This is a genomic window from Streptomyces sp. TRM64462 (genome assembly GCF_013362995.1).
In the GTDB taxonomy this organism is placed as follows: Bacteria; Actinomycetota; Actinomycetes; order Streptomycetales; family Streptomycetaceae; genus Streptomyces.
Map to the genome: position 1 here is coordinate 1 of NZ_JABWDV010000411.1, position 24,791 is coordinate 24,791.

Below are 24,791 nucleotides of genomic sequence, written 5' to 3' on the forward strand. Positions count from 1 at the left end.
GGGGGTGGCGGGTGCGGTGGGCGTGGCGGGCGCGGTCGCTGTCGGTGGCGGCGGCGAGGTGACGCCCGCCGGCGGCGCGCCGCCGTTCCCTCCGCCGCCGCACCCGGCGAGGCTCCCGGTGACCGCCAGGACCGGTGCCACCACCGCGACCAGCACCGATCTGCGTACCGGCGTACGGGACGTCCGTGTGAGTCCGATCACGTGCCCGCCTCCTCATCGACACCCGGAGTGTCCACGACGCGCCGAGTGCGTCCATCCACTGTGCTGAAACTCTGCCTTCCGGGTGAAATACGGAAGGGCTTCGGATCAGAGTTGCTCACCCTGGGTAACGTTGTGTCCCTTCCCTCACACCTTTCGCACGTCTTCCGCACCGCCTTCCGCACCGCCGCCGACCCCGCTGTCCCGTTCGAGGAGCCCACGCTGTCCAGCGAATCCGCCGCCGGATCTCCGACGACCTTCAGCGCCGCCCCCGCCATACCGGCCACGGTCCCCCGCCCGCGCGACACCGCCGACGCCCTGGCCTGCCTCAACGCGGCCCCGGCCGAGGCGGCGGAAACCTCTCTGCTGGCCTGCTGCGGCAGCCGCCGCTGGGCTCAGCGGCTGGCCGCGCACCGCCCGTACCCCACGCTGGACGCCCTGCTGGCGGCGGCCGACGAGGCCGGGTACGACCTGTCGGGCGCCGACCTGGACGAGGCCCTGGCCGACGAGGCGGCCCCCGCGCTGCCGCCGGGCACGCCCCCGGCGGCGCACACCGCGCTGCGGGCGGCGCACGACGTGTACGAGAGCCGGTTCGGTCACGCCTTCGTGGTGTGCCTGGCGGGCCACCACCCGGAGGAGTACCTGGACCGCATCCTGGGCGGGATCAGGGCGCGGCTCGGCAACGAGCCGGAGGAGGAGCGTGCCGTCGCCGCGGACGAGCTGCGACGGCTGGCCCGTGCCCGACTTGCCCGACTCGTAGGCACAATGAATGATTCAGGTGGTTTCAGTAGCCCGTCCGTGGCTGTTTGATTGCCTGTTTGATCACACCTGAGGACCCCGCGCAAGGGAACCGACAGAGCGTCGCTACCATGACCGGGGCCGGTGGACCGTACCCGGCCGGGTCCGACCGACAGAGAAGCCGGCCGACCCCAATCCCGCTCCCGGAGGGTTTTTCCGTGCCGGCTGGAACGCTGTACCGCGGCCGGGAAGGCATGTGGTCGTGGGTGGCTCATCGAGTCACCGGCGTCCTCATCTTCTTCTTCCTGTTCGTACACGTACTGGACACCGCCCTCGTCCGCGTCTCGCCCGAGGCGTACGACGATGTCGTGGCGACCTACAAGACGCCCCTCGTCGCGCTGCTGGAGTACGGCCTCGTGGCCGCCATCCTCTTCCACGCGCTCAACGGCCTCCGCGTCATCGCCGTGGACTTCTGGTCCAAGGGCCCCCGCTACCAGAAGCAGATGCTCTGGACCGTGATGGGCCTGTGGATCGTACTGATGGCCATGGCCGTCTACCCGGTCCTCGGCCACGCCGCACGTGAACTGTTCGGGAGCTGACGCCAGACATGTCTGCTGACACCACTTCCGCCGTGAGCCCGGTCGAGGGCGTGGGCCTGTACGACGCCGACAACCCGGCGCCGTTCATCGAGCCGCCCCGCAAGCGCACCCGCAAGACCCCCAAGTCGACGCGCGGCAACTTCGAGATGGCCGCGTGGCTCTTCATGCGCCTGTCCGGCGTCGTGCTCGTCGTCCTCGTCATCGGCCACCTGCTGATCCAGCTCGTGCTGGACGGCGGCGTCTCCAAGATCGGCTTCGCCTTCGTGGCCGGCCGCTGGGCGTCCCCGTTCTGGCAGGTCTGGGACCTGCTGATGCTGTGGCTCGCCATGCTGCACGGCGCGAACGGCCTGCGCACGGTCATCAACGACTACGCGGAGCGCCCCAACACGCGTCTGTGGCTGAAGGGCCTGCTGTACACCGCGACGGTGTTCACCATCCTGCTGGGCACGCTGGTGATCTTCACCTTCGACCCGAACATCCGCTGAAGCCGGGGCTGACGAGAACATGAAGATCCACAAGTACGACACCGTCATCGTCGGCGCCGGCGGCGCCGGCATGCGTGCCGCCATCGAGGCGACCAAGCGCAGCCGTACCGCCGTGCTGACCAAGCTGTACCCCACCCGCTCCCACACGGGCGCCGCGCAGGGCGGCATGGCCGCCGCGCTGGCCAACGTGGAGGAGGACAACTGGGAGTGGCACACCTTCGACACGGTCAAGGGCGGTGACTACCTGGTCGACCAGGACGCCGCCGAGATCCTGGCGAAGGAGGCCATCGACGCCGTCCTCGACCTGGAGAAGATGGGCCTGCCGTTCAACCGGACCCCGGACGGCACCATCGACCAGCGCCGCTTCGGCGGCCACAGCCGCAACCACGGCGAGGCCCCGGTCCGCCGGTCCTGCTACGCCGCGGACCGCACCGGCCACATGATCCTCCAGACGCTGTACCAGAACTGCGTCAAGGAGGGCGTGGAGTTCTTCAACGAGTTCTACGTACTCGACCAGCTCATCACCGAGGTCGACGGCGTCAAGAAGTCGGCCGGTGTGGTCGCCTACGAACTGGCGACCGGCGAGATCCACGTCTTCCAGGCGAAGGCCGTGATCTACGCGTCCGGCGGCACCGGCAAGTTCTTCAAGGTGACGTCGAACGCGCACACCCTGACCGGTGACGGCCAGGCCGCCTGCTACCGGCGCGGTCTGCCGCTGGAGGACATGGAGTTCTTCCAGTTCCACCCGACGGGCATCTGGCGCATGGGCATCCTGCTGACGGAGGGCGCCCGCGGTGAGGGCGGCATCCTCCGCAACAAGGACGGCGAGCGCTTCATGGAGAAGTACGCGCCGGTCATGAAGGACCTCGCGTCCCGTGACGTCGTGTCCCGCTCCATCTACACGGAGATCCGCGAGGGCCGCGGCTGCGGTCCCGAGGGCGACCACGTCTTCCTGGACCTGACGCACCTGCCGCCGGAGCAGCTCGACGCCAAGCTCCCGGACATCACCGAGTTCGCCCGTACGTACCTCGGCATCGAGCCGTACACGGACCCGATCCCGATCCAGCCGACGGCGCACTACGCGATGGGCGGCATCCCGACGAACGTCGAGGGTGAGGTCCTGGCGGACAACACCACCGTCGTCCCGGGCCTGTACGCGGCCGGCGAGGTGGCCTGCGTGTCGGTGCACGGCGCCAACCGCCTCGGCACCAACTCGCTCCTCGACATCAACGTCTTCGGCAAGCGCGCCGGTATCGCCGCCGCCGAGTACGCCGCGGAGGCCGACTACGTCGAGCTGCCGGAGAACCCGGCGGAGTTCGTGGCCTCGCAGGTCGAGCGGCTGCGCAACTCCACGGGCGGCGAGCGGGTCGCGGACCTGCGGCGCGAGCTCCAGGAGACGATGGACGCCAACGTGATGGTGTTCCGCACCGAGCAGACGATCAAGACGGCGGTCGAGAAGATCTCCGAGCTGCGCGACCGCTACAAGAACGTGGCCATCCAGGACAAGGGCAAGCGGTTCAACACGGACCTGCTGGAGGCCATCGAGCTGGGCAACCTGCTCGACCTGGCCGAGGTCATGGCCGTGTCCGCGCTGGCCCGCAAGGAGTCCCGCGGCGGTCACTACCGCGAGGACTACCCGAACCGCGACGACGTCAACTTCATGCGCCACACCATGGCGTACCGCGAGGTCGGCGCCGACGGCACCGAGTCCGTCCGTCTCGACTACAAGCCGGTCGTCCAGACCCGCTACCAGCCGATGGAGCGTAAGTACTGATGGCTACCCCGACCCTGGAGAAGGCGGCCGACACCGCTGCCGCCTCCCCGTACATCACGGTCACGTTCCGGATCCGCCGCTTCAACCCCGAGGTGTCGGACGAGGCCCAGTGGCAGGACTTCCAGGTCGAGATCGACCCGAAGGAGCGTGTCCTCGACGGTCTCCACAAGATCAAGTGGGACCTGGACGGCTCGCTGACCTTCCGCCGCTCCTGCGCGCACGGCATCTGCGGCTCGGACGCCATGCGCATCAACGGCAAGAACCGGCTGGCCTGCAAGACCCTCATCAAGGACATCAATCCGGCCAAGCCGATCACGGTCGAGCCCATCAAGGGCATGACGGTCCTGAAGGACCTGGTCGTCGACATGGAGCCGTTCTTCCAGGCGTACCGGGACGTCATGCCGTTCCTGGTCACGTCGGGCAACGAGCCCACGCGTGAGCGGCTGCAGTCGGCGGAGGACCGGGAGCGCTTCGACGACACCACGAAGTGCATCCTGTGCGCGGCGTGCACCTCGTCGTGCCCGGTGTTCTGGAACGACGGCCAGTACTTCGGCCCGGCCGCGATCGTGAACGCGCACCGCTTCATCTTCGACTCGCGTGACGAGGCCGGTGAACAGCGGCTGGAGATCCTCAACGACAAGGACGGCGTGTGGCGTTGCCGTACGACGTTCAACTGCACGGACGCGTGTCCGCGCGGTATCGAGGTCACGAAGGCGATCCAGGAGGTCAAGCGCGCGCTGATCACGCGTCGCTACTGATCCGCCCGCTCGCCGTGGAGGCCCGCCCCTTTCGGGGGCGGGCCTCCGCCGTTTTGGCCGGTATGGGCGTAGCCCGGGTACATGCAGGGGGCATGTAGTGGACCGTATGACGGATACCACGGATGTCTCGGAGCTCGTCTCGTTTCCGCAGGACCGTACCTGCCCCTACCACCCGCCGGCCGCCTACGACCCGTTGCGCGACGCCCGGCCCCTGACCCGTATCGCCCTGTACGACGGCCGGCCCGTCTGGATGGTCACCGGGCACGCCGTCGCCCGCGAACTCCTCGCGGACCAGCGGCTGTCCACGGACTCCACGCATGACGCGTTCCCCCTCCCCACCGAGCGTGCTGCGGTCGTCCGCTCGCGCCGCCGGGCCGCGCTGATCGGGCAGGACGACCCCGTGCACCACACCCAGCGCCGCATGCTGATCCCGAGCTTCACGCTGAAGCGCGTCGCCGACCTGCGGCCGCGCATCCGGCGGACCGTGGACGAGCTGCTGGACGCGATGGTCGAGCAGGGCCCGCCGGCCGAGCTGGTCAGCGCGTTCGCGCTGCCGGTGCCGTCCATCGTGATCTGCGACCTGCTCGGGGTCCCGTACGCCGACCACGACTTCTTCGAGGAGCAGTCGCGGCGCGCCCTGCGCGGCCCGCGCGCCGAGGACACGCAGGACGCGATCGAGCAGTTGGAGGGCTACCTGGGCGACCTGGCCGACGCCAAGCGCGCCGCGCCCGGTGACGGGCTGCTCGACCAGTTGGTCGTGGAGCAGTACGTGCCCGGTCACATCGACCGGCGGGAGCTGGTCGACCTGGCGATGATCCTGCTGATCGCGGGGCACGAGACGACCGCGAACATGATCTCGCTGGGTACGTTCACGCTGCTCCGGCACCCCGAGCGGCTCGCGGAGCTGCGCGCGGACCCGTCGCTGCTGCCGGGCGCGGTGGAGGAGCTGCTGCGGTTCCTGTCGATCGCGGACGGGATGCTGCGGTTCGCGAAGGAGGACATCGAGGTGGCCGGGACGACGATCCGGGCCGGGGACGGCCTGGTCTTCTCCACGTCCGTGATCAACCGGGACGCCGGCGTGTACGCGGACCCCGACGCGCTGGACTGGGGCCGGTCGGCGCGGCACCACGTGGCGTTCGGTTTCGGTATCCACCAGTGCCTGGGGCAGAACCTGGCGCGCGCGGAGATGGAGATCGCGCTGGGCGCACTGCTGACGCGGCTGCCGGGGCTGCGGCTGGCGGCACCGGCGGAGGAGATTCCGTTCAAACCGGGCGACACGCTGCAGGGGATGGTGGAGTTGCCGGTCACCTGGTGAGGAGAGTGGAGGCATGCGTATCTCGATCGACAGCGATGTGTGCATCGGCGCCGGGCAGTGCGCGCTGACGGCACCGGACGTGTTCACGCAGGACGACGACGGGTTCGGCATGGTGGTGGCCGGTCAGGAGGACCCGGCCGGCCACCCCTTGGCCCGCGAGGCGGCGCGGGCCTGCCCGGTGCGGGCGATCTCGGTGGACGGGGCCTGACCCGGCGGGAGCCGCTCGGGGCGGGCCCGGCTCGGGGTTCGTCCCGAGCGCGGCCCGCCGCCGCTTGAACATGTTCAAAAGAAGGCCTAGAGTCAGGACACACCGCTTTTGAGCGCGTTCAAGGAGTTGGGGCATGGACCTCACTGTGGTCGCCTACATCACGTATCTGCTGATCAGCGTGGCCCTCACCGTCTGGGTGGCGCGGACGCTGAGCCGCAACGGGCGGATATTCCTCGCCGACGTCCTGAAGGGGAACGAGAAGCTCGCCGACGCCGTGAACCACCTCCTCGTCGTCGGCTTCTACCTCGTCAACTTCGGCTTCGTCGCGCTCTACCTGCGCCAGGACGCCACCGTCGACACCGTCCGGTTCCTCTTCGAGGGCCTGTCCGTGAAGCTCGGCGTCGTCCTGCTCGTCCTCGGCGTCATGCACCTGGCCAACGTCTACGTGCTGAACAAGATCCGCCGCCGCGGCGCCATGGACCGCGAGCCCCAGCCGCCCGTGCCGCCGCAGGGCTGGACCCCGCCCGCGGCCCGCGCCTGACGGGGGCGGCGGTCATGCGGGCGGTCCGCCGGCTCACCGTGCTGTACGACGCCCAGTGCCCCCTCTGCGTCCACCTGAGGCACTGGCTGCTCAAGCAGCCCCAGCTCGTCCCGCTCGACCTCGTACCAGCCGGGTCCGAGGAGGCGAGACGCCGGTTCCCGGAGCTCGACCACCGGGCGACCCTGGAGGAGATCACGGTCGTCGGCGACAGCGGCCAGGTCTACCGCTCCACCGACGCCTGGATCGTCTGCCTCTGGGCCCTGGCCGAGTACCGGCCCAAGGCCCACTGGCTGGCGAGCCCCGCCGGCCGGCCGCTCGCCCGGATGACCGTCCTGGCCGCCGCCAAGTGGCGTGCGGCCACGGCCGGTCAGGACTGCGACAGCGGGCGGTGCGGCGTACCGGAAACGGCCCGTTAGGCTCGGATGCTGTGAAGGACCAGAAGGCCGCCAAGGTGCCCAAGAGCGAACAGACCCGCACCCTCATCCTCGAAACCGCCCTCCGGCTGTTCCAGGAGCGTGGCTACGACAAGACGACGATGCGGGCCATCGCCCAGGAGGCGGGCGTCTCCGTGGGGAACGCCTACTACTACTTCGGCTCCAAGGAGCACCTGGTCCAGGGGTTCTACGACCGGATCGCCGCCGAGCACGCGGCGGCGGTCCAGCCGGTCCTGGCCGGCGACAAGGACCTCGCGGTACGGATCCGCGACTCGCTGCTGGCCTGGCTGGACGTCGCGGAGCCCTACCACCGGTTCGCGGCGCAGTTCTTCAAGAACGCGGCCGACCCCGAGAGCCCGCTGAGCCCGTTCTCGCCGGACTCCGTCGACGCCCGCCGCGCCGTGATCTCCATCCACGGGCAGGTGCTGTACGGCTCCGACACCAAGACCGCGCCCGAACTGGGCCCGCTGCTCCCCCACATGATGTGGCTGATGCACATGGGCCTGGTCCTGTACTGGGTGTACGACCGGAGTGAGGGCGCCGAGCGCAGCCGCAGGCTCGTCGAGCGGACCGCGCCGCTCGCCGCCCGGGCCATCGCCCTGTCCCGGTTCCGGCTGCTGCGGCCGCTGGCGCGGCAGGCCCACGACGTCATCGTGGAGTTCATGCCGGGTGCCCGGGACGCGATGGAGAAAGACGCGGCGGAGAAGGACGGTGTCGCTGAGGACACGTCCCGGGAACCCGGCCGGAAGGCCGCCGGCGGCGGCTGAGCGCCTACAGCCGGCTGAGCCGCCACAGGCGCCAGATGCCCGTGCCGTCCGACAGGTACTGCGACCCGGCGACGTCCCGGGTGCTGAGCACGTAGTCCTTCTTCTGCCACAGCGGCACCAGCGGCACGTCCTCGGCCACCTGCCGCTGGATGGACCTGAAGTCCTGCACGGCCCGGGCCCGGTCGCCGTACTGCTGGGTCGACGCGATCAGCTTGTCGACGCGGGAGCTGGCGTACCCGTTCTGCAGCGCGTTGTCACGGCCGACGAGCGGCTGCGTGAAGCTGTCCGAGTCCGGGAAGTCCGGCAGCCAGCCGAGCCCGTACGCGTCGTACGCGCCGCTCGCGTACCCCTTCTGGAACTCCTTCCACTCCGCGGAGACGATCTTCACCTGGAACAGCCCGGTCGCCTCGAGCTGGCGGCGCAGCTCGGCGGCCTCCACCGCCCAGATCTCCTCGGCGCGGTGGGCGTACGTGATGCGCACCGGCGTCTCGACGTCCGCCTCCTCCAGGAGCCTCCTGGCCCGCTCGACCGTTCCCTCGCCCTCCGGGTAGAGGTCGAAGAACGGCGTGCTGTGCCCGACGAAGCCGCGCGGGATCAGCGAGTACAGCGGCTCCACCGTGGAGTGGTGGGGCCCGGTGACGATGCGCGGCCGGTCGATGACCGTCGCGACCGCCCGCCGAACGGCCTTCTCGGCCATCGGCGATCCCTTGCGCACATTGAAGACGATGCTGCGGATCTCGGCGCTGTCGGCCTCCGTCATATGGATGTCCTCCTTGCGCGCGTCGAGCTCGGCGAGCACCCGCGGCGGAAGCTGCCGGTGCGTGACGTCGACGTCGCCCTCGCGCCACGCGGCCGCGAGCTGCTCGCCCTGCGCGAAGTAGCGCACGACGACCGCCGCGGCCGGCACGCTGTTCGCGCCCCGGTAGCGCGGGTTGGGCTCCAGGCGGGCACTGACGCCCTGCTGGTACTCCTTCAGGACGTACGGGCCGGTGCCGTCCACCGCGTCGCCCTCGCGCAGCCGGTCCTTCGGGTAGCGCGTACGGTCGACGATCGAGCCGGCGCCGGTGGCCAGCTTCTGCGGGAACGTCGCGTCCCGCGCGCTCAGCTGGAAGACGACCGTGCGGTCGTCCTTGGCGACCACGCTCGTCAGCGTCGGGAACAGCGGCGCCGGGCCGACGTCGGCGGCGATGCCGAGCATCCGCTCGAAGGAGTACGTGACGTCCTCCGCCGTCACGGCGCGCCCGTTCGAGAAGGTCAGCCCTTCCCGCAGGGTGCACTGGTACGTCCTGAGCGACGTCCCGACGAACTGGCAGTCGCTCGCGGCGTCCGGGACGGGCGTCGTCGTGCCCGGTGTGAACGTGAGCAGCGACTGATAGACGTTGCTGTAGATGGCCCATGAGCCGGCGTCGTACGCACCGGCCGGGTCCAGCGACGTCACTTCGTCCGTGGTGCCGACCGCGATCGGCCGGCGGTCCTCCCCTCCGACGGGAAACAGCTGCCAGGCCCCTACCCCGACAGCCACAAGAACGGTACAGATGATGATGATCCGGACACGGATCGATCGCATAGCCGTGATTCCTTTCACGCCCTCCCCTGTGCGATGGCGCAAACTCAATCACAGCCGAACAGTTGTGGAAGGGTAAACCTTCACATCGCAGCCACATCGAGACCGTGGGCTACGAATCGCGGGCGGCCAGCTCCACGATGGTGATGTCCGAGGGCGCGCCCACGCGCACCGGAGGCCCCCACGCGCCCGCGCCGCGCGACACGTACAACTGGGTGTCGCCGTACTGCTCCAGGCCCGCGAGCGTCGGGTTGGCGAGGCCCGCGAGGAGCTGGCCCGGCCACATCTGGCCGCCGTGCGTGTGCCCGGAGAGCTGGAGGTCCACGCCGTGGCGTACGGCGTCGTGGATCAGGACCGGCTGGTGGGCCAGGAGGACCGAGGCGCGGGCCCGGTCGCGGTCGCCGAGGGCGCGCGCGAAGTCCGGGCCGTCGCCGTAGTTCGCGCCGGCGACGTCGTTGACGCCCGCCAGGTCGAAGCCGGCGAGCTCGACGCGCTCGTTGCGCAGCGGGCGCAGGCCGAGCTCACGGACCTCGTCGACCCACTCCTCGGCGCCCGAGAAGTACTCGTGGTTGCCGGTCACGAAGAAACTGCCGTGCGGCGCCGTGAGCTGGGCGAGGGGTTCGGCGGCGTGGCCCAGGTTCTCGACGCTGCCGTCGACCAGGTCGCCCACGACGGCGATGAGGTCCGGCTGGGTGCGGTTGATCGTGTCGACGATGCGCTGGGTGTGGGCGCGGCCGAGGATCGGGCCGATGTGGATGTCGCTGACGACGGCGATGCGCAGGCCGTGCGCTGCGCGGGGGAGCTTGGCGAGGGGGACGGTGACGCGTTTGACGCTCGGGCCTCGGAGGACGCCGTAGGTGCCGTAGCCGACGGTGGCGGTCGCTGCGGCTGCGGCGGTGCCGGCGACGATGCGGCTCACGAAGAGGCGCCGCGGCATGCCGGGGGGCTGCGGCTCCGCCGGGGCCTCCGCACGAGGCGGGTCCTGGACAACGCAGCCCGCCGTTCCGTTGTGCCCACCCGTTCCGCCCTGCGGAACGCCTGCCCACAACGGAACGGCGCTCGTGGGCACCGCGCGACGCAGCGGCCAGCGCAGGAGCAACGGACGAATCGCCTCGCCGAGGGCTAGGGCCAGGACCAGGTATAGGAGGAGGGCCAGCCAGAGGTGGCCGGGCCAGGCCAGGGTTTGCTGGAGCCAGAAGGGGGCGCCCGCGCGGCCCGCCGTCAAGGCGCCGAGCGACAGGAGCGGGAGCACGACGGCCGCCACCGTGCCCGCGCGGCGGGCCAGGCTGCCCGGGCGTGTCACGTCGCGGACGAGGCGGCGCCACACGTACCAGTGGACGACCCCGAGCAGGGCCAGGACCACCGCGATGACCAGCAGGAACAGCAGCACCCTCAAGCCCCTTACTACTTGTCGTGCTCGCGTCGCAAGGCACGCAGACCGCGCAACCCGATCACGCCGATGGCCGTCCCCAGGAGAAAGGACGTGACGGCGAGCAGAAGATGAACCCAGAAGTACCCGGTCGGCTCCCCCGCGTCGTCGAAGGCGAGACCACTCGCGTCGTTCCACAGGTTCTTGACGAAAGTGATCCAGATGAACCAGCTCCACACCCCGAACGCGAGCAGGAACCATGAAACGGAGCGGCTGAGTCTCATGGATTCAGTATCGGGTGCACCGGTGTCGGCGCCCGCGGCGGGTGGTTGTACTTTTTCGAACGTGCTTGCTCTGAAGAAGGCCGTTCCCGCGGTCGCCCTCGCCGCGCTGCTGCCCGTCCTCGCCGCAGGTCCCGCCCGCGCGGAGCCCAAGCCCAACCCGCAGCCGAAGCCGCCCGCCTCCATGTCGAAGGTCGGCGGGGAGCGGCTCGGCAAGCCGGGCACACAGGTGGAGCTGGCGGGCGGCGCGCCGGTGCTGCCCAAGGAGCTGAGCGCCCGGTCCTGGATCGTCGCCGACGCCGAGAGCGGTGACGTGCTCGCCGCGCACAACGCGCACTGGCGGCTCGCGCCCGCGTCCACCATCAAGATGCTGCTCGCGGACACGCTGCTGCCGAAGTTCCCGAAGACGCAGAAGCACCTGGTGGCGCCGAACGAGCTGAGCAGGCTCGGGGAGGGCTCCAGCCTCGTCGGGATCAAGGAGAAGCACAGCTACACGGTCCGCGAGCTGTGGCTCGGCGTGTTCCTGCGGTCCGGCAACGACGCCGTGCACGCCCTGGCCGCGATGAACCAGGGCATAGACAAGACCGTGCGGGAGATGAACGAGCGTGCCGAGGAGCTCCAGGCGCTCGACACCCACGTCGTCTCGCCGGACGGCTACGACGCCAAGGGCCAGGTGTCGTCCGCGTACGACCTGACGCTCATCGCGCGCAGCGGGATGCAGAAGCCGGACTTCCGGGAGTACGCGTCGACCGTGCGGACGCAGTTCCCCGGTGAGCAGAAGCCCGGCAAGAAGCGCGACACGTTCGAGATCCAGAACACCAACCGGCTGCTGACCGGCGCCTACGGCGTGGCCCCGTACAAGGGCATCGCCGGTGTGAAGAACGGGACGACCACGCACGCCGGGTCCACGTTCACGGGCGTCGCCGAGCGCAACGGGCGGGTCCTGCTCGTCACGGTCATGAACCCGTCGTCGAAGGAGCAGTACGCGGTCTACAAGGAGGCCGCCCGGCTGCTCGACTGGGGCTTCGCGGCCGCCGGCAAGGTGAAGCCGGTCGGTGTGCTGGTGCCGCCGAAGTCCGCGAAGACCGGCAGCGGTACGGAGAGCGGCGCGCCCGACACGCAGGACGGAGGCGCCGCCGAGCCGGAGGGCACCGGGCAGGCCGGGGCCGGATCGTCGAGCGGGGCCGGGATCGCGCTCGCGGTGACCGGCGGCGCGCTGGTGCTGCTGGCGGGCGCGGTGTTCCTGATCAATCGTCGCTGGCCCCTGCGGAAGGCTCAGGAGGAGCAGGAGAAGCAGGGCGAGGCGACGCAGGACGCGCAGACCCCGCCGACCCCGCCGACCCCGCAGGCCCCGCAGGCCCCGCAGGAGAAGAAGGACCCGCAGGAGAAGAAGGAGACGCCGAAGGCCCAGGAGACGCCGAAGGCACCGAAGGCCCAGGAGACGCCGGAGACGCCGGAGACCCAGAGGGCGCCGGAGACGCCGGAGACCCAGGAGACGCCGGAGACGCCGGAGACCCAGAGGGCGCCGGAGACGCCGGAGACCCAGGAGGCGCCGGAGACGCAGGAGACCCAGAAGGCGCCGGAGACGCCGGAGACCCAGAAGGCGCCGGAGACGCCGGAGACGCCGGAGGCACCCGGGGCCCGGGGGGCGAAGACGGCTCCGGCGGGGCAGGAGTAGCCGCCGCCTCCTCCTCGCGGCGCCCGCCCGTCGCGGACCAGGCGGCGCAGAACAGCAGCAGCTTCGCCGTGAAGTTGATCCACAGCAGCAGCGCGACCGGCACGCCGAACGCCCCGTACATCGACTTCGCCGCCACGCCCCTCATATAGCCGCCCAGCAGCAGCTTCAGCAGCTCGAAGCCCGCCGCCCCGATCAGCGCCGCCACCATCAGGTCCCGGCGCGGCGGCTCGACCCCGGGCAGCGGCTTCAGCACGTACAGCAGGAGCAGGAAGGCGGCCAGGACCGCGAAGGTGAGCGCCCCGGCCTGGAGCAGGACGCCGACCGCGGCGCCGCGCTCCAGGCCCAGCCGGTCGACGGTCCAGCCGATCGCGGTGGAGCCCAGCGCGGACGCGGCCAGCGACACGAGGGCGGTCGCCCCGAGGCCCAGCAGGATCAGCGCGTCCTTGCCCTTGCGGACGACCGGGTTCCCGGGCTCCTCCTCCAGCTCCCACACCGCGCGCAGGCAGCCGCGCAGGGAGCCGATCCAGCTGATGCCGGTGAAGAGCAGGACGGCACCGGCGATCAGGCCGACCGTGCCCGCGTTGTCGACGAGCGCACCGATGTCGAGCTGGTCGGAGATGCCCGGCACCTGCTCGGCGAGCTTGTCCTCGATCTGCCGCAGCCGGGAGTCGCTGAGCAGCGCGGCGCCGATGGCGGCGGCCACGGTGATCAGCGGGAACAGCGACAGGAAGCTGATGAAGGTGATCGCGGCGGCCAGCCGCGACCAGTGGGCGCGGTCCAGCGTCTCGTACGCGCGCCAGGCGTGGGTGCGCATGAGCCGGGCGGCCCAGGGGCCGATGACGGGGAGCTTGGTCAGCCAGTCCATCTCGTACGCCTACCACCGATGGGCGGCCACCATGGCGTTACTCGGCCCGCCCCGCTCAGGGTGTCGTCGTGGCGGTGGGCTCGTCGACCGGGCAGCCCTGCGCGGGCACCGTCTTCGCGGCCCCGGCGCCGCCGAACTCGTACGTGTGGAGCTTGCGCCACACCGCGTCGGCGCCCTGCTCGTACAGGGCGAAGGAGCAGACCGTCCACGCGGCCTCGAACTCCGCCAGCTCCTCGTACGCCCGGTCCATCGCCGCGTCCGGGATGCCGTGGGCGACGGTCACATGCGGGTGGTACGGGAACTGGAGCTCCCGCACCAGCGGCCCGGACGCGTCGCGGACGCGTTCCTGGAGCCACGAGCAGGCCGAGCCGCCCTCGACGACCTGGACGAACACGACGGGCGACAGCGGCCGGAACGTGCCCGTGCCGCTCAGCCGCATCGGGAAGGCGCGGCCGGCCGCCGCGACCCGGCCCAGGTGGGCCCGGATCTCCGGCAGCCGCGCCGCGTCGACCTCGGTGGGCGGGAGGAGCGTGACATGCGTGGGGATGCCGTGGGCGGCGGGATCGCCGAAGCCCGCGCGCCGCTGCTGGAGCAGGCTGCCGTAGGGCTCCGGGACCGCGATCGAAACGCCGAGCGTTACGGTCCCCACGTCGTTCTCCTCATCCTTCGGTCATGCCTATGCGGTCGCTGCGGTGGCGCATACGATCCGGTCGTCAGTGTGGCGCCTCGGCCCGTCCCGTGGCCAGAGTCGTTTGGACTCAGTGCTTGGCGGGCAGGAAACCCACCTTGTCGTACGTCCGGGCGAGGGTCTCGGCGGCGACCGCGCGGGCCTTCTCGGCGCCCTTGGCCAGGATCGAGTCCAGCGTCTCCGGGTCGTCCAGGTATTCCTGCGTACGGGCGCGGAACGGCGTGACGAAGTCCACGACGATCTGCGCGAGGTCCGTCTTCAGGGCGCCGTACATCTTGCCCTCATAGCCCTTGACCAGGTCCTCGACGGATGTGCCGGTCAGCGTCGACATGATCGTCAGCAGGTTGCTGACGCCGGGCTTCTCCACCGGGTCGAAGCGGATGACGGTGTCGGTGTCGGTGACGGCGCTCTTGACCTTCTTCGCGGTGGCCTTCGGCTCGTCGAGGAGGTTGATCAGGCCCTTGGGCGTCGCGGCCGACTTGGACATCTTGGCCGTCGGGTCCTGGAGGTCGTAGATCTTCGCCGTCTCCTTGAGGATGTACGGCGCGGGGAGCGTGAACGTGTCGCCGTAGCGGCCGTTGAAGCGGTCCGCGAGGTCACGGGTCAGCTCGATGTGCTGGCGCTGGTCCTCACCGACCGGGACCTCGTTCGCCTGGTACAGGAGGATGTCCGCGACCTGGAGGATCGGGTACGTGAAGAGGCCGACCGTGGCGCGGTCGGCGCCCTGCTTGGCGGACTTGTCCTTGAACTGCGTCATGCGGGACGCCTCGCCGAAGCCCGTGAGGCAGTTCATGACCCAGGCGAGCTGGGCGTGCTCCGGGACGTGGCTCTGCACGAACAGCGTGCACCGGTCCGGGTCCAGGCCGGCGGCGAGGAGCTGCGCGGCGGCGAGCCGGGTGTTGGCGCGGAGCTCGGCGGGGTCCTGCGGGACGGTGATCGCGTGCAGGTCGACGACCATGTAGAAGGCGTCGTGGGTCTCCTGCAGCGCGACCCACTGACGGACCGCACCGAGATAGTTGCCGAGGTGGAACGAGCCTGCGGTGGGCTGGATTCCGGAGAGCACGCGGGGACGATCAGAGGCCATGTGGGCCATTGTCTCAGGTGCGTATGACAGCTGGCGTCCGCCCGCTGCGACGGTGCCGTCCGCCTGCTGTGGGCATGCGTTCCTCCCCCAAGGACTTCGTCCAGGGGGGACCCCCAGGGCGGAACGGGTGGGCACAGCAGGCGGACCCCCGGGAGGGCTTACGCCGGGATGCCCGGTGCCGGGTGCTGGGCCATGAGGTCCGCGACCTCCGCGCGGATGGCCGCGAGCGCCTCCTCGTCGCCCTTCCGGGCGGCGCCCACCCCGCGGTCGATCCAGTCGGCCACCGCGCCCATGTGCTCCGTACCCAGCCCGCGGGACGTCAGCGACGGCGTGCCGATGCGGACGCCCGACGGGTCGAACGGCTTGCGCGGGTCGTACGGCACCGTGTTGTAGTTCACGACGATGCCCGCCCGGTCGAGGGCCTTCGCGGCGACCTTGCCCGGTACGTCCTTGCCGGTGAGGTCCATCAGGATCAGGTGGTTGTCGGTGCCGCCCGACACCAGGTCGAAGCCGCGGGCCAGCAGCGCGTCCGCCAGGGCCCGCGCGTTGGCGACGACCGCGTGGGCGTAGTCGCGGAAGGACGGCTGGGCCGCCTCGTGCAGGGCGACGGCGATGGCGGCCGTGGTCTGGTTGTGGGGTCCTCCCTGGAGGCCGGGGAACACGGCCTTGTCGACGGCCTTCGCGTGCTCCTCGCGGCACATCAGCATCGCGCCGCGCGGGCCGCGCAGCGTCTTGTGCGTGGTCGTGGAGACCACGTCGGCGTGCGGCACCGGCGACGGGTGGGCGCCGCCCGCGATGAGCCCGGCGATGTGCGCGATGTCCGCGACCAGCACGGCGTCCACCTCGCGGGCGATCTCCGCGAACGCGGCGAAGTCGATGGTGCGCGGCAGTGCCGTACCGCCGCAGAAGATGACCTTCGGGCGCTCGGCGACGGCCAGCTCGCGGACCTGGTCGAAGTCGATCAGGCCGGTGTCCCGGCGTACGCCGTACTGGACGCCGCGGAACCACTTGCCCGTCGCGGAGACGCCCCAGCCGTGCGTGAGGTGGCCGCCCATCGGCAGGGCCATGCCCATCACGGTGTCGCCGGGCTGCGCGAACGCCAGGTAGACGGCGAGGTTCGCGGGTGAGCCCGAGTACGGCTGGACGTTCGCGTGGTCGACGCCGAACACCGCCTTGGCGCGGTCGACGGCGAGGCGCTCGACCTGGTCGATGATCTGCTGGCCCTCGTAGTAGCGGCGGCCGGGGTAGCCCTCGCTGTACTTGTTCTGCAGGACCGTGCCGGCGGCTTCGAGCACGGCCGACGAGACGTAGTTCTCGCTGGGGATGAGGCGGAGGGTCTCCGCCTGGAGGCGCTCCTCGGCGCCGACGAGCCGTGCGAGCTCGGGGTCGGCGGCGGCGAGCGCGGGGTGCGTTTCGGGGGTGGCGTTCATGACGTCCTCCGGGGTGGGCAGCGCGTGTGTCGTCCTCAGGGTGCCCAGGCGGGCGGCGCCCCGTGCTGTCTGCCGCGCACGGCTCCCCCGGGGTCGTTTCCCCGTACGCCAGTCGCCGCGCGTACCGTCCACCCTATCCGTCGCCTCCGGGCCAGGTTTCCCTGTCCGTATCGCGAGCGACGATAGAGACGACCGGCCGTACGAAGATGAACGGAGACACCGTGTCGAGAACGCAGGACGCGATCGCTGCCGCCGAGGCGCACAGCGCGCACAACTACCATCCGCTGCCCGTCGTCGTGGCGACGGCGGAGGGCGCGTGGATGACCGACGTCGAGGGGCGCCGCTACCTCGACATGCTCGCCGGTTACTCGGCGCTGAACTTCGGGCACGGCAACCGCCGTCTCATCGAGGCCGCCAAGGCACAGCTGGAGCGGGTGACGCTGACGTCCCGCGCCTTCCACCACGACCGTTTCGCGGAGTTCTGCGCGCGGCTCGCGGAGTTCTGCGGCATGGAGATGGTGCTGCCGATGAACACCGGGGCGGAGGCGGTCGAGACTGCCGTGAAGACCGCCCGCAAGTGGGGCTACCGGGTCAAGGGCGTCCCGGACGGCACCGCGAAGATCGTCGTGGCGGCGAACAACTTCCACGGCCGGACGACGACGATCGTCAGCTTCTCGACGGACCCGGAGGCGCGGGCGGACTACGGCCCCTACACGCCGGGCTTCGAGATCGTCCCGTACGGGGACCTGACGGCGCTGGCCGACGCGGTCACGGACAACACGGTGGCCGTGCTGCTGGAGCCCATCCAGGGCGAGGCGGGCGTGCTGGTGCCGCCGCCCGGCTATCTGCCGGCGGTGCGGCGGCTGACGCGTGAGCGGGACGTGCTGTTCATCGCGGACGAGATCCAGTCCGGGCTCGGGCGTACGGGGAAGACGTTCGCGTGCGAGCACGAGGGCGTCGTGCCGGACATGTACGTGCTGGGCAAGGCGCTCGGCGGCGGTGTGGTGCCGGTGTCGGCGGTGGTGTCGAGCGAGGCGGTGCTGGGCGTGCACCGGCCGGGCGAGCACGGGTCGACGTTCGGCGGGAACCCGCTGGCGTGCGCGGTGGCCCTTGAGGTGCTGGCGATGCTGCGCACGGGCGAGTTCCAGCAGCGGGCGGCCGAGCTGGGCGACCATCTGCACCACGAGCTGGGGCTGATGGCCGGCGGCGGCGCGGTCGAGGCGGTGCGCGGGCGCGGGCTGTGGGCGGGCGTCGACATCGTCCCGTCGAAGGGCACGGGCCGGGAGATCTCGGAGAAGCTGATGGACCGGGGCGTCCTGGTGAAGGACACCCACGGCTCCACCATCCGCATCGCACCGCCGCTGGTCATCAGCAAGGAGGACCTGGACTGGGGCCTGGACCAGCTCCGCGAGGTCCTGGCAGTCTGACGCCTCCGCCCCGGTGGCGCCGGGGCTCCGCCCCGCCGTCACCGTCCCGCTGTGGGCATGCGTTCCGCCTGGGGGTCCCCCCTGCACGAAGTCTTGGGGGAGGAACGGGTGGGCACAGCGGGACCCCCCAGCGGGCAGCGCCCTCCTGCCCCTCGTACGGCGCTCGCGCCTTACCGGATCACGTGCGGCAGGAACCGCGCGTACCCGTCCGTGACCAGGCCCGACGACTCCCGGATGCCGAGCCCCGCTGCCTCGTCCTCGACGACCCACGCACCGAGCACGACTCGGTTGCCGTCGAAGTCGGGCAGCGGGGCGAGCTGCTGGTAGCAGCACGGCTCGGTCCGTACGACGGGCGGCGCGCCCGCCTCGTGGACGGTGACGCCGTCGCCCTCCCGCCCCAGCAGCGGCTTGGCGACGTACCCGCCGTCGGCGGCCAGTTCGCGCGGGCCGTCGAGGTAGGCGGGCAGCAGGTTCGGGTGGCCCGGGTACAGCTCCCACAGGATCGCCAGGAGCGCCTTGTTGGACAGCAGCATCTTCCAGGCGGGCTCGATCCAGCAGGTGCTGCCCGTGCCGCCGCCGTTGTCGAGCGTGTCGAGGACGTGCGGCCCGAACTCGTCGGTGACCAGCCACTCCCACGGGTACAGCTTGAAGCAGCTGCGGATGAACCGGAGCCGGTCGTCGACGAACCGGCCGGTCAGCCGGTCCCAGCCGATCTGTTCGACGGACAGCGCCTCCGTCTCGATGCCGGCCTGCTCGGCGGTCTCGCGGAGATACGCGACCGTCATCAGGTCCTCGCCGATCTCGTCGCCCTCGGAGTGCGCGAAGTGCAGCGGTCCGGGCGGCAGCAGCCGGGCCTGCCGCTTCCAGGCGTCGACGAGCCGCTCGTGCAGCGAGTTCCACTGGTCGGCGCCGGGGAACCGGTCCTCCATCCAGAACCACTGCGGGCTGGCCGCCTCGACCAGCGAGGTGGGCGTGTCGGCGTTGTACTCCAGCATCTTCGCCGGGCCGCCCCCGCCGTCGTAGCGCAGGTCGAACCTCCCGTACACGGAGGGCAGTTCGGCGCGGCGCCGCCATGACTCGGCGACCAGGGCGGCCAGCCGCGGGTCGGTGATGCCGAGGTCGGCGAACCGGTCGTGGTCGACGATGTGCGCGGCGGCCGCGAGGCACATGCCGTGCAGTTCCTCGACGACCTCCTCCAGGGCCTCCACCGCGGGGAGCGTGAAGGAGTAGTACGCGCTCTCGTCCCAGTACGGGCGCAGGGAGCCGTCCGGGAAGCGGGTGAGCGGGTAGACGCAGCCCTGCTCCTCGACGATGCGCTGCCAGTCGGGGCGGGGTTCGATGGTGTGGCGTTCCACGGGATGCCTACCCGCCGCCGGTGCCGGAGCAGCCGAAGCCGCCGCGCTGCACCGACGACTTGCTGAAGCTGCCGCCCTCGACCCTGCCGTCGCGGGTGGACCCGCCGTAGTAGTACGAACCGCCGCCGCCGCTGCCGTAGGAGCCGCTGGTGCTGCTCCCGCTGCCGCTGCTGCTGCACTTGTAGTCGGGCAGGACCTCGCGGCTGAGCCGGTCGACGCACCGCTTGTCCGGCTCGGCGCTGCCGCAGGACGTGAGGGTCAGGGCGAGTGCGCCCATCCCTCCCAGGACGACATGACTCGACCTCAGTCTGCGCATGGACTTCTCCCCCGTTGACGCGTGGAACGCCGCACAGACTAGGGCCGGTCGGGCGCCGGTGCTACGGCGGGGTCCGGCAGCGCCGCGGCCGGGGCGCTGCCGCGCTACGGCAGGACCCGGCACAGGGCGTCCAGGGCGCCCTTCCACGCACTGTCGGTGGGTGTGGCGTACCCGACGACCAGGCCGTCGGCGCCGCGCGGCACGTCCGGGTGGCGGAAGCCGTCGAGACCCTGGAGAGCGAGGCCCTGCATCGCGGCGGCGCGCAGCGCGGAGCGTTCGGTGCCGGGCGGCAGCTCCAGGACGGCGTGCAGCCCGGCGGCGATGCCGCTGACGCGGACGCCCGGCGCGCGTTCGGCGACGGCGGCCACGAGCTGGTCGCGGCGCCTCCGGTAGCGCAGCCGCATCGTACGGACGTGCCGGTCGTAGGCGCCGGACGCGATGAACTCGGCGAGGGTGAGCTGGTCCAGGGAGCTGGACACCCAGTCGATGTCGCCCTTCGCGGCGAGCACGTCGGGCACGAGGTGCCGGGGCAGCACCATCCAGGCCAGGCGCAGCCCGGGCGCGAGCGACTTGCTGGCGGTGCCGAGGTAGACGACGCGTTCGGGGTCGAGGCCCTGGAGGGCGCCCACGGCCTTGCGGTCGTAGCGGAACTCGCCGTCGTAGTCGTCCTCCAGGACGAGCCCGCCGGTGGCCCGCGCCCAGTCGACGGCGGCGGCGCGGCGCTCGGGGTGGAGGGTGCCGCCGAGCGGGAACTGGTGGGCGGGCGTGACGAGGACGGCGCCGGGCCGGCCGGTGCCGCGGGCGAGTTCCTCGGTGCGGGTGCCGCGCTCGTCGAGGGGCAGCGGCGGGGTGCGCAGTCCGGCGGCGTGGAGGATGCCCCAGTGGGGGGCGAGCCCGTACGACTCGACGGCGACGTCCCGGACGCGGCGGGCGTGCAGGACCTGGCCGAGCAGCATCAGTCCGTGGGCGAAGCCGGAGCAGATCACGATGCGGTCGGGGTCGGCGTGCACGCCGCGGGCGCGGGCGAGGTACTCGGCGAGGACGGTGCGCAGCGGGGCGCTGCCGTGCGGGGCGCCGTAGCCGAACGCCTCGTGCGGGGCGTCGGTGAGGGCGCGGCGGGCGGCCTTGAGCCAGTCGGCGCGGGGGAAGGAGCCGAGGTCGGGGGTGCCGGGGTGCAGGGTGTGCAGGGGCCTGACTCGGCGGGCGTCGCGGCCCGCGGGTGCCGTCTGCTGCCAGGGCAGCGGGGCGGCTGCGGGGTGCGGCACGGCCGGGGTGCGGGGCGTGGTGCGGGGCGTGGCGCGGCGGGCGACGCGGGTGCCGGAGCCCTGCCGGGCGGTGAGCCACCCTTCGGCGACCAGCTCGGCGTACGCGTCGGCGACGGTGTTCCGGGCGATGCCCAGGTCGGCGGCGAGCGTCCGCGAGGACGGCAGCCGTGTGCCGGGGGCGAGCCGCCCGGACCTGACGGCCTCCCGCAGGGCGTTCATGAGACCGGCGCGCAGACCACCGGGTCCGCGTATCTCCAGGTGCAGGTCGGCGCCCACGGCGGCCGAAGTGGCCCAGGAATCCGTCATGTGAATGGACCATACAGCCAGACCAACTGCGCCGTACGGTCGATGACATGACGACGCACACGAACAACGACCCGGCCACGGCCACGGCCACGGCCACCACTGCCTCCTACGCTCCCGAGGAGCCGGCCCGCATCGTGCTCCCGCAGCACGCGCCTGAGGTGTACAAGGCGATGGTCCGCCTGGACGCGGCGGCGCTCGGCGGTGTCGACCCGGTCATAGGGGAGCTGGTGAAGATCCGCGCCTCGCAGCTCAACCACTGCGCGTTCTGCCTCGACATGCACACCAAGGACGCGCTGGCGGCCGGCGAGACGGTCGAACGGATCGTCCAGCTCAGTGCCTGGCGGGAGTCGCGGCACTTCTACACGGAGAAGGAGCTGGCGGCGCTGGAGCTGACCGAGGCGGTCACGCTCGTGACGGAGGGCGTCCCGGACGAGGTGTACGAGCGGGCGGCGAAGCACTTCGACGAGACGGAGCTGTCGCATCTGATCGCGTCCATCGCGGTGATCAACGCGTGGAACCGTTTCGCCGTGACGAGCCGCTCGGTGCCGGGCCACTACACGCCGGGCCAGTTCAAGGGCCTGAAGTGAGCGGCGCGGTGGGCGCGTTCCGCGCCCTGCACCGGGGCCGGGCGCCGCAGGACCCGCTGGTCCTGCCGGGCCCGTGGGACGCGGCGAGCGCGCGGGTCTTCGCGGAGGCGGGCTTCCCGGCCCTGGCGACGCCGTCCGCGGGGGTGGCGGCGTCGCTGGGGTACGAGGACGGGGCGACGCCGCCCGACGAGATGTTCGCCGCGATCACCCGCATCGTGCGGGCGGTGGACGTCCCGGTGTCGGCGGACATCGAGTCCGGCTACGGCCTGCCGCCGAAGGAGCTGGTGGCGCGGGTCCTGGACACGGGCGCGGTGGGCGTGAACCTGGAGGACAGCGAGGCGGGCGCCCTGCTCCCCGCGGAGGCCCAGGCGGCGCGCCTGGCGGAGGTACGGGCGGAGGCGGGCGACCGCCTGTTCCTGAACGCCCGCGTGGACACGTACGTCCGCGGCGTCCCGGACCCGGAGGAGACGATCCGCCGGGCCCGCCTGTACGTGGCGGCGGGCGCGGACTGCGTCTACCCGATCTTCGCCCCGCCGGACCACCTCCCGCTCCTGGCGGCGGAGATCGAGGCCCCGCTGAACGCGCACGCGCTGCCCGACGGCGGCCCGCCGATCCCGGAACTCGGCCGCCTGGGTGCCACGCGCATCACGTTCGGCCCGGGTCTGCACCGCCGCACGATGGCGGCGCTACGGGAGATCGCGACGTCCCTCTAGCGGCTGGGCCGCCTCGCCGCCCTGGGCCGCCTCGCCGTCCCGGGCGCGCGAGACGGCCCGCTTCTGGTTCACCGCCGTGGCGACGACTCCGACGACGAGGACGACGGAGACGGCCCCGTACACCCACCGCAGCCACATCGCCCGGTCGTCTCCGGTGAGGGAGACGTACGACAGGTAGGCCGCGGCGATCAGCGGGAAGAAGGTCTGTACGGACAGTCGGGCCTGGGGCTTCGCGGACATCGGCGCTTCTCCTTGTGTCACATCAAGGGGGCGGCCCCCTCAGGACGATGACGCGCCGAACAGCCGGAAGGTTGGCTGTGGGAAGCCGTCGGCCCGCGTCGGGCGTGGGGAATTCAGAAGAGGAGCAGGCCGGCCCCGATCAGGAGGGCCGCGCAGAGCAGCGCCGTGAGCAGGAAGACGGTCCGCTTGCCGGCGCCCAGGCGGCGCAGGGCGATGGCCAGCGGACCTACCGGAGCCGTCTTGTGGTTCATGCTCTCTCCTCTTGGCGATGCGGATGTGTGTGGTGTTCCGGAGGTGCCAGGTGCGCGGAGGGCGTCGTTCCGGAGGGTGTCACGCAGTCGCAGGAGTTCACGGTGGCGGGACCGTGCGCGCGCCAGCGTCACTCCGGCGGCGGCGGCGAGAGCGGCACCGCCCAGGGCGGTCACCACCGCCACAGGCGCTGTGCCGCGTGCCGTGGCCAGCGCCGTTCCGGAGGCGCCGGTCACGGTGGTGGCGGCGAGCGCGAGCCGGGCTCCCAGCACACGGTCGCGGGCGAACAGCGGTCGCCGCCTGGTCAGGACCCACCCGGCGAATACGGCCCAGGCCAGCCCGATCGCCGTCATCCCGGCGAAGGCGATCCGGGTGCGCGCCGGGAGCGGACCCGGCTCCGTCGCCCACAGCACGGCGATCAGCGCCGCCATGCATCCGCCCGCCAGCCCCACGGCCACGTACCGCATGCGGGAGCGCAGCGAGACCTCCGCCGCCAGCGCACCCGCCAACTCCTCCGGTACGTCCCGGCGTGCTCCATGGTCGCGCTCGCTCATGCCTCGTATCCCCTCTCCACCAGCGCCGCGCGCAGCAGGTGGCGCGCGCGGTGCAGCCTGCTCTTGACCGTGCCGGGAGGTACGCCGATCACCTCTGCGCAGACGGCCAGAGGCAGGTCCTGCAGGTGGAAGAGGATGAGCACTTCGCGTTCCCGCGGTGGCAGCCCGCCGAGGCCGGCTTCGATCTCCATCGTGTCGAGAACGCCGCCGAGGGGGTCGTCATCGGCGACGACGGCGTCTTCGCGCACCACCGGCGCCTCCTGGGCCGCGTACGCCTTCCGCAGGTGGTCGGCGATCACCCGCCGCGCGATGGTGAACAGCCACGGGGCGAACCTCTCCGGCTGCCTCAGCCGCGGCAGCCCGCGCACGACGGCGACCCAGGCGTCCTGGGCGAGATCGTCCGCGACGCAGGAGGACCCCACCATTCCCCGCACGTAGCGCCACAGCGGCGTGTGCCAGACACGCACCAGCTCGCGAAACGCCTCCCGCTCCCCGAGCTGGCAACGCACCACCAGCAGCGGAGTGGACCCGTCTTCTTCGCTCATCGCACCTCCCCTCCCACGACGTGGGTCATGGGAACAGTCGGCGTCCGCGGCGAAAAGGTTCACAGCACCGCGCTACGCGCGGATGAGGCCGTGTCCCGGACCGGGATGGGGGCGTTGGTCCGGTTATGACCAAGACCAAGCGTGCTCTCGCAGCTCTCGCCCTCGCGGCGGGGGCCTCCGCCCTGTCCGCTCCGGCCGCACACGCGGGCGTCGTCCCCGGCGGCCTGCCCGTCGGCCCCGGGGGGCCGTCCCTGCTCAGCCAGGTCGACGATCTGTCGGCGAGCAACGTCTCGCCGGAGTACCGCTCCCAGGTGCCCCGGATCACCGAGCAGTTCGGCGGCCTCGCGGGCCTTCAGCAGCTCGGTCAGCTCCGCCAGGTGATCGAGCCGGTGGCGCCGGTGATGGGCCTGGTCCCCGGCATCAAGTACTGAGCGGCTTGCTCCAGGACGCGGGGCGGG

26 protein-coding genes and 3 pseudogenes are annotated in these 24,791 nt (G+C 71.6%); 15 read left to right on the top strand and 14 right to left on the bottom strand.

From position 1 onward, the window contains the following. A pseudogene (locus tag HTZ82_RS25020) lies at positions 1-201 on the bottom strand (hypothetical protein); the annotation flags it as partial. A gap of 219 nt (positions 202-420) precedes the next feature. Here HTZ82_RS25020 and HTZ82_RS25025 point away from each other — a divergent pair. From HTZ82_RS25025 to HTZ82_RS25070, 10 genes are all read left to right on the top strand, one after another. Continuing rightward, positions 421-1,008, top strand: coding sequence for a 2-oxo-4-hydroxy-4-carboxy-5-ureidoimidazoline decarboxylase (locus HTZ82_RS25025; RefSeq protein ID WP_217624547.1), 588 nt, complete (start codon positions 421-423; stop codon positions 1,006-1,008). A gap of 146 nt (positions 1,009-1,154) precedes the next feature. Continuing rightward, positions 1,155-1,535, top strand: coding sequence for a succinate dehydrogenase, cytochrome b556 subunit (gene sdhC / locus HTZ82_RS25030; protein WP_175411667.1), 381 nt, complete (start codon positions 1,155-1,157; stop codon positions 1,533-1,535). An 8-nt stretch (positions 1,536-1,543) separates the two neighbouring features. After that, positions 1,544-2,020, top strand: a complete 477-nt coding sequence (locus tag HTZ82_RS25035) for a succinate dehydrogenase hydrophobic membrane anchor subunit (protein ID WP_175411668.1) — start codon at positions 1,544-1,546, stop codon at positions 2,018-2,020. Between the two features lie 19 nt (positions 2,021-2,039). Beyond that, entirely contained in the window at positions 2,040-3,794 is a 1,755-nt protein-coding gene (gene sdhA, locus HTZ82_RS25040) for a succinate dehydrogenase flavoprotein subunit (RefSeq protein ID WP_175411669.1), read from the top strand. Continuing rightward, on the top strand, positions 3,794-4,552 hold the full coding sequence (locus tag HTZ82_RS25045; protein WP_175411670.1) for a succinate dehydrogenase iron-sulfur subunit: 759 nt from the start codon (positions 3,794-3,796) through the stop codon (positions 4,550-4,552). Before sdhA ends, HTZ82_RS25045 begins: the two co-directional genes overlap by 1 nt. Positions 4,553-4,658: 106 nt before the next feature. Next, on the top strand, positions 4,659-5,867 hold the full coding sequence (locus HTZ82_RS25050; protein ID WP_175411671.1) for a cytochrome P450: 1,209 nt from the start codon (positions 4,659-4,661) through the stop codon (positions 5,865-5,867). Positions 5,868-5,880: 13 nt separating this feature from the next. Then, positions 5,881-6,075 carry a ferredoxin gene (locus HTZ82_RS25055; protein WP_175411672.1) on the top strand — a complete coding sequence of 65 codons (195 nt, stop codon included), beginning with the start codon at positions 5,881-5,883 and terminating at the stop codon, positions 6,073-6,075. A 133-nt stretch (positions 6,076-6,208) separates the two neighbouring features. Further along, positions 6,209-6,616 carry a hypothetical protein gene (locus HTZ82_RS25060; RefSeq protein WP_175411673.1) on the top strand — a complete coding sequence of 136 codons (408 nt, stop codon included), beginning with the start codon at positions 6,209-6,211 and terminating at the stop codon, positions 6,614-6,616. Positions 6,617-6,630: 14 nt separating this feature from the next. Continuing rightward, positions 6,631-7,032 carry a thiol-disulfide oxidoreductase DCC family protein gene (locus HTZ82_RS25065; protein ID WP_175411674.1) on the top strand — a complete coding sequence of 134 codons (402 nt, stop codon included), beginning with the start codon at positions 6,631-6,633 and terminating at the stop codon, positions 7,030-7,032. Between the two features lie 11 nt (positions 7,033-7,043). Next, the gene (locus HTZ82_RS25070; RefSeq protein WP_175411675.1) at positions 7,044-7,817 is read left to right on the top strand and encodes a TetR family transcriptional regulator; all 774 of its coding nucleotides are present in this window, start codon (positions 7,044-7,046) and stop codon (positions 7,815-7,817) included. Between the two features lie 4 nt (positions 7,818-7,821). Here the strand turns inward: HTZ82_RS25070 and HTZ82_RS25075 are convergent, their stop codons facing one another. The 3 genes from HTZ82_RS25075 to HTZ82_RS25085 form a co-directional block, all read right to left on the bottom strand. Beyond that, the gene (locus tag HTZ82_RS25075) at positions 7,822-9,384 is read right to left on the bottom strand and encodes an ABC transporter substrate-binding protein (RefSeq protein ID WP_175411676.1); all 1,563 of its coding nucleotides are present in this window, start codon (positions 9,382-9,384) and stop codon (positions 7,822-7,824) included. Between the two features lie 109 nt (positions 9,385-9,493). After that, a complete protein-coding gene (locus tag HTZ82_RS25080) occupies positions 9,494-10,771 on the bottom strand; it encodes a metallophosphoesterase (RefSeq protein ID WP_175411701.1) in 1,278 nt (425 codons plus the stop codon). Positions 10,772-10,785: 14 nt separating this feature from the next. Beyond that, a complete protein-coding gene (locus HTZ82_RS25085) occupies positions 10,786-11,034 on the bottom strand; it encodes an SCO4848 family membrane protein (protein WP_175411677.1) in 249 nt (82 codons plus the stop codon). A 61-nt stretch (positions 11,035-11,095) separates the two neighbouring features. Here HTZ82_RS25085 and HTZ82_RS25090 point away from each other — a divergent pair. Continuing rightward, a pseudogene (locus tag HTZ82_RS25090) lies at positions 11,096-12,406 on the top strand (D-alanyl-D-alanine carboxypeptidase family protein); the annotation flags it as partial. Between the two features lie 306 nt (positions 12,407-12,712). Here HTZ82_RS25090 and HTZ82_RS25095 read toward each other — a convergent pair. The 4 genes and pseudogenes from HTZ82_RS25095 to glyA form a co-directional block, all read right to left on the bottom strand. After that, positions 12,713-13,574: pseudogene (locus HTZ82_RS25095) on the bottom strand (YihY/virulence factor BrkB family protein); the annotation flags it as partial. Between the two features lie 55 nt (positions 13,575-13,629). After that, positions 13,630-14,223, bottom strand: a complete 594-nt coding sequence (locus HTZ82_RS25100; RefSeq protein ID WP_175411679.1) for a 2'-5' RNA ligase family protein — start codon at positions 14,221-14,223, stop codon at positions 13,630-13,632. A gap of 109 nt (positions 14,224-14,332) precedes the next feature. Continuing rightward, positions 14,333-15,346 carry a tryptophan--tRNA ligase gene (trpS, locus tag HTZ82_RS25105; RefSeq protein WP_175411680.1) on the bottom strand — a complete coding sequence of 338 codons (1,014 nt, stop codon included), beginning with the start codon at positions 15,344-15,346 and terminating at the stop codon, positions 14,333-14,335. A gap of 158 nt (positions 15,347-15,504) precedes the next feature. Next, positions 15,505-16,776, bottom strand: coding sequence for a serine hydroxymethyltransferase (gene glyA, locus HTZ82_RS25110; protein WP_175411681.1), 1,272 nt, complete (start codon positions 16,774-16,776; stop codon positions 15,505-15,507). A gap of 221 nt (positions 16,777-16,997) precedes the next feature. On the opposite strand from glyA, the gene rocD reads away from it, so the two are divergent. Continuing rightward, the gene (rocD, locus tag HTZ82_RS25115; protein WP_175411682.1) at positions 16,998-18,203 is read left to right on the top strand and encodes an ornithine--oxo-acid transaminase; all 1,206 of its coding nucleotides are present in this window, start codon (positions 16,998-17,000) and stop codon (positions 18,201-18,203) included. Between the two features lie 170 nt (positions 18,204-18,373). Here rocD and HTZ82_RS25120 read toward each other — a convergent pair whose 3' ends face one another. From HTZ82_RS25120 to HTZ82_RS25130, 3 genes are all read right to left on the bottom strand, one after another. Beyond that, on the bottom strand, positions 18,374-19,558 hold the full coding sequence (locus tag HTZ82_RS25120; RefSeq protein WP_175411683.1) for a glutathionylspermidine synthase family protein: 1,185 nt from the start codon (positions 19,556-19,558) through the stop codon (positions 18,374-18,376). Between the two features lie 7 nt (positions 19,559-19,565). Continuing rightward, positions 19,566-19,874, bottom strand: coding sequence for a hypothetical protein (locus tag HTZ82_RS25125; RefSeq protein WP_175411684.1), 309 nt, complete (start codon positions 19,872-19,874; stop codon positions 19,566-19,568). A 104-nt stretch (positions 19,875-19,978) separates the two neighbouring features. Continuing rightward, positions 19,979-21,445: a PLP-dependent aminotransferase family protein gene (locus tag HTZ82_RS25130; RefSeq protein ID WP_175411685.1), complete on the bottom strand. Its 1,467-nt coding sequence runs from the start codon at positions 21,443-21,445 to the stop codon at positions 19,979-19,981. Between the two features lie 47 nt (positions 21,446-21,492). On the opposite strand from HTZ82_RS25130, the gene HTZ82_RS25135 reads away from it, so the two are divergent. Together HTZ82_RS25135 and HTZ82_RS25140 are read left to right on the top strand one after the other, a co-directional pair. Then, positions 21,493-22,032 (top strand): carboxymuconolactone decarboxylase family protein, encoded by a 540-nt coding sequence (locus HTZ82_RS25135; protein ID WP_175411686.1) that lies wholly within the window; start codon positions 21,493-21,495, stop codon positions 22,030-22,032. Then, positions 22,029-22,745, top strand: coding sequence for an isocitrate lyase/phosphoenolpyruvate mutase family protein (locus HTZ82_RS25140; protein WP_175411687.1), 717 nt, complete (start codon positions 22,029-22,031; stop codon positions 22,743-22,745). The genes HTZ82_RS25135 and HTZ82_RS25140 overlap by 4 nt, the downstream gene beginning before the upstream one ends. On the opposite strand, the gene HTZ82_RS25145 is transcribed toward HTZ82_RS25140, so the two are convergent. From HTZ82_RS25145 to HTZ82_RS25155, 3 genes are all read right to left on the bottom strand, one after another. Beyond that, a complete protein-coding gene (locus HTZ82_RS25145) occupies positions 22,719-22,985 on the bottom strand; it encodes a hypothetical protein (RefSeq protein ID WP_175411688.1) in 267 nt (88 codons plus the stop codon). The two genes, HTZ82_RS25140 and HTZ82_RS25145, sit on opposite strands and share 27 nt — an antisense overlap. A gap of 113 nt (positions 22,986-23,098) precedes the next feature. Next, on the bottom strand, positions 23,099-23,788 hold the full coding sequence (locus HTZ82_RS25150) for a hypothetical protein (RefSeq protein WP_217624546.1): 690 nt from the start codon (positions 23,786-23,788) through the stop codon (positions 23,099-23,101). Then, complete coding sequence (locus HTZ82_RS25155) at positions 23,785-24,333, bottom strand: RNA polymerase sigma factor (RefSeq protein ID WP_175411689.1); 549 nt, start codon at positions 24,331-24,333, stop codon at positions 23,785-23,787. The genes HTZ82_RS25150 and HTZ82_RS25155 overlap by 4 nt, the downstream gene beginning before the upstream one ends. A gap of 125 nt (positions 24,334-24,458) precedes the next feature. Between HTZ82_RS25155 and HTZ82_RS25160 the strand changes: the two genes are divergently transcribed. After that, on the top strand, positions 24,459-24,764 hold the full coding sequence (locus HTZ82_RS25160; RefSeq protein WP_175411690.1) for a hypothetical protein: 306 nt from the start codon (positions 24,459-24,461) through the stop codon (positions 24,762-24,764). The last annotated feature ends 27 nt before the right edge of the window (positions 24,765-24,791 follow it).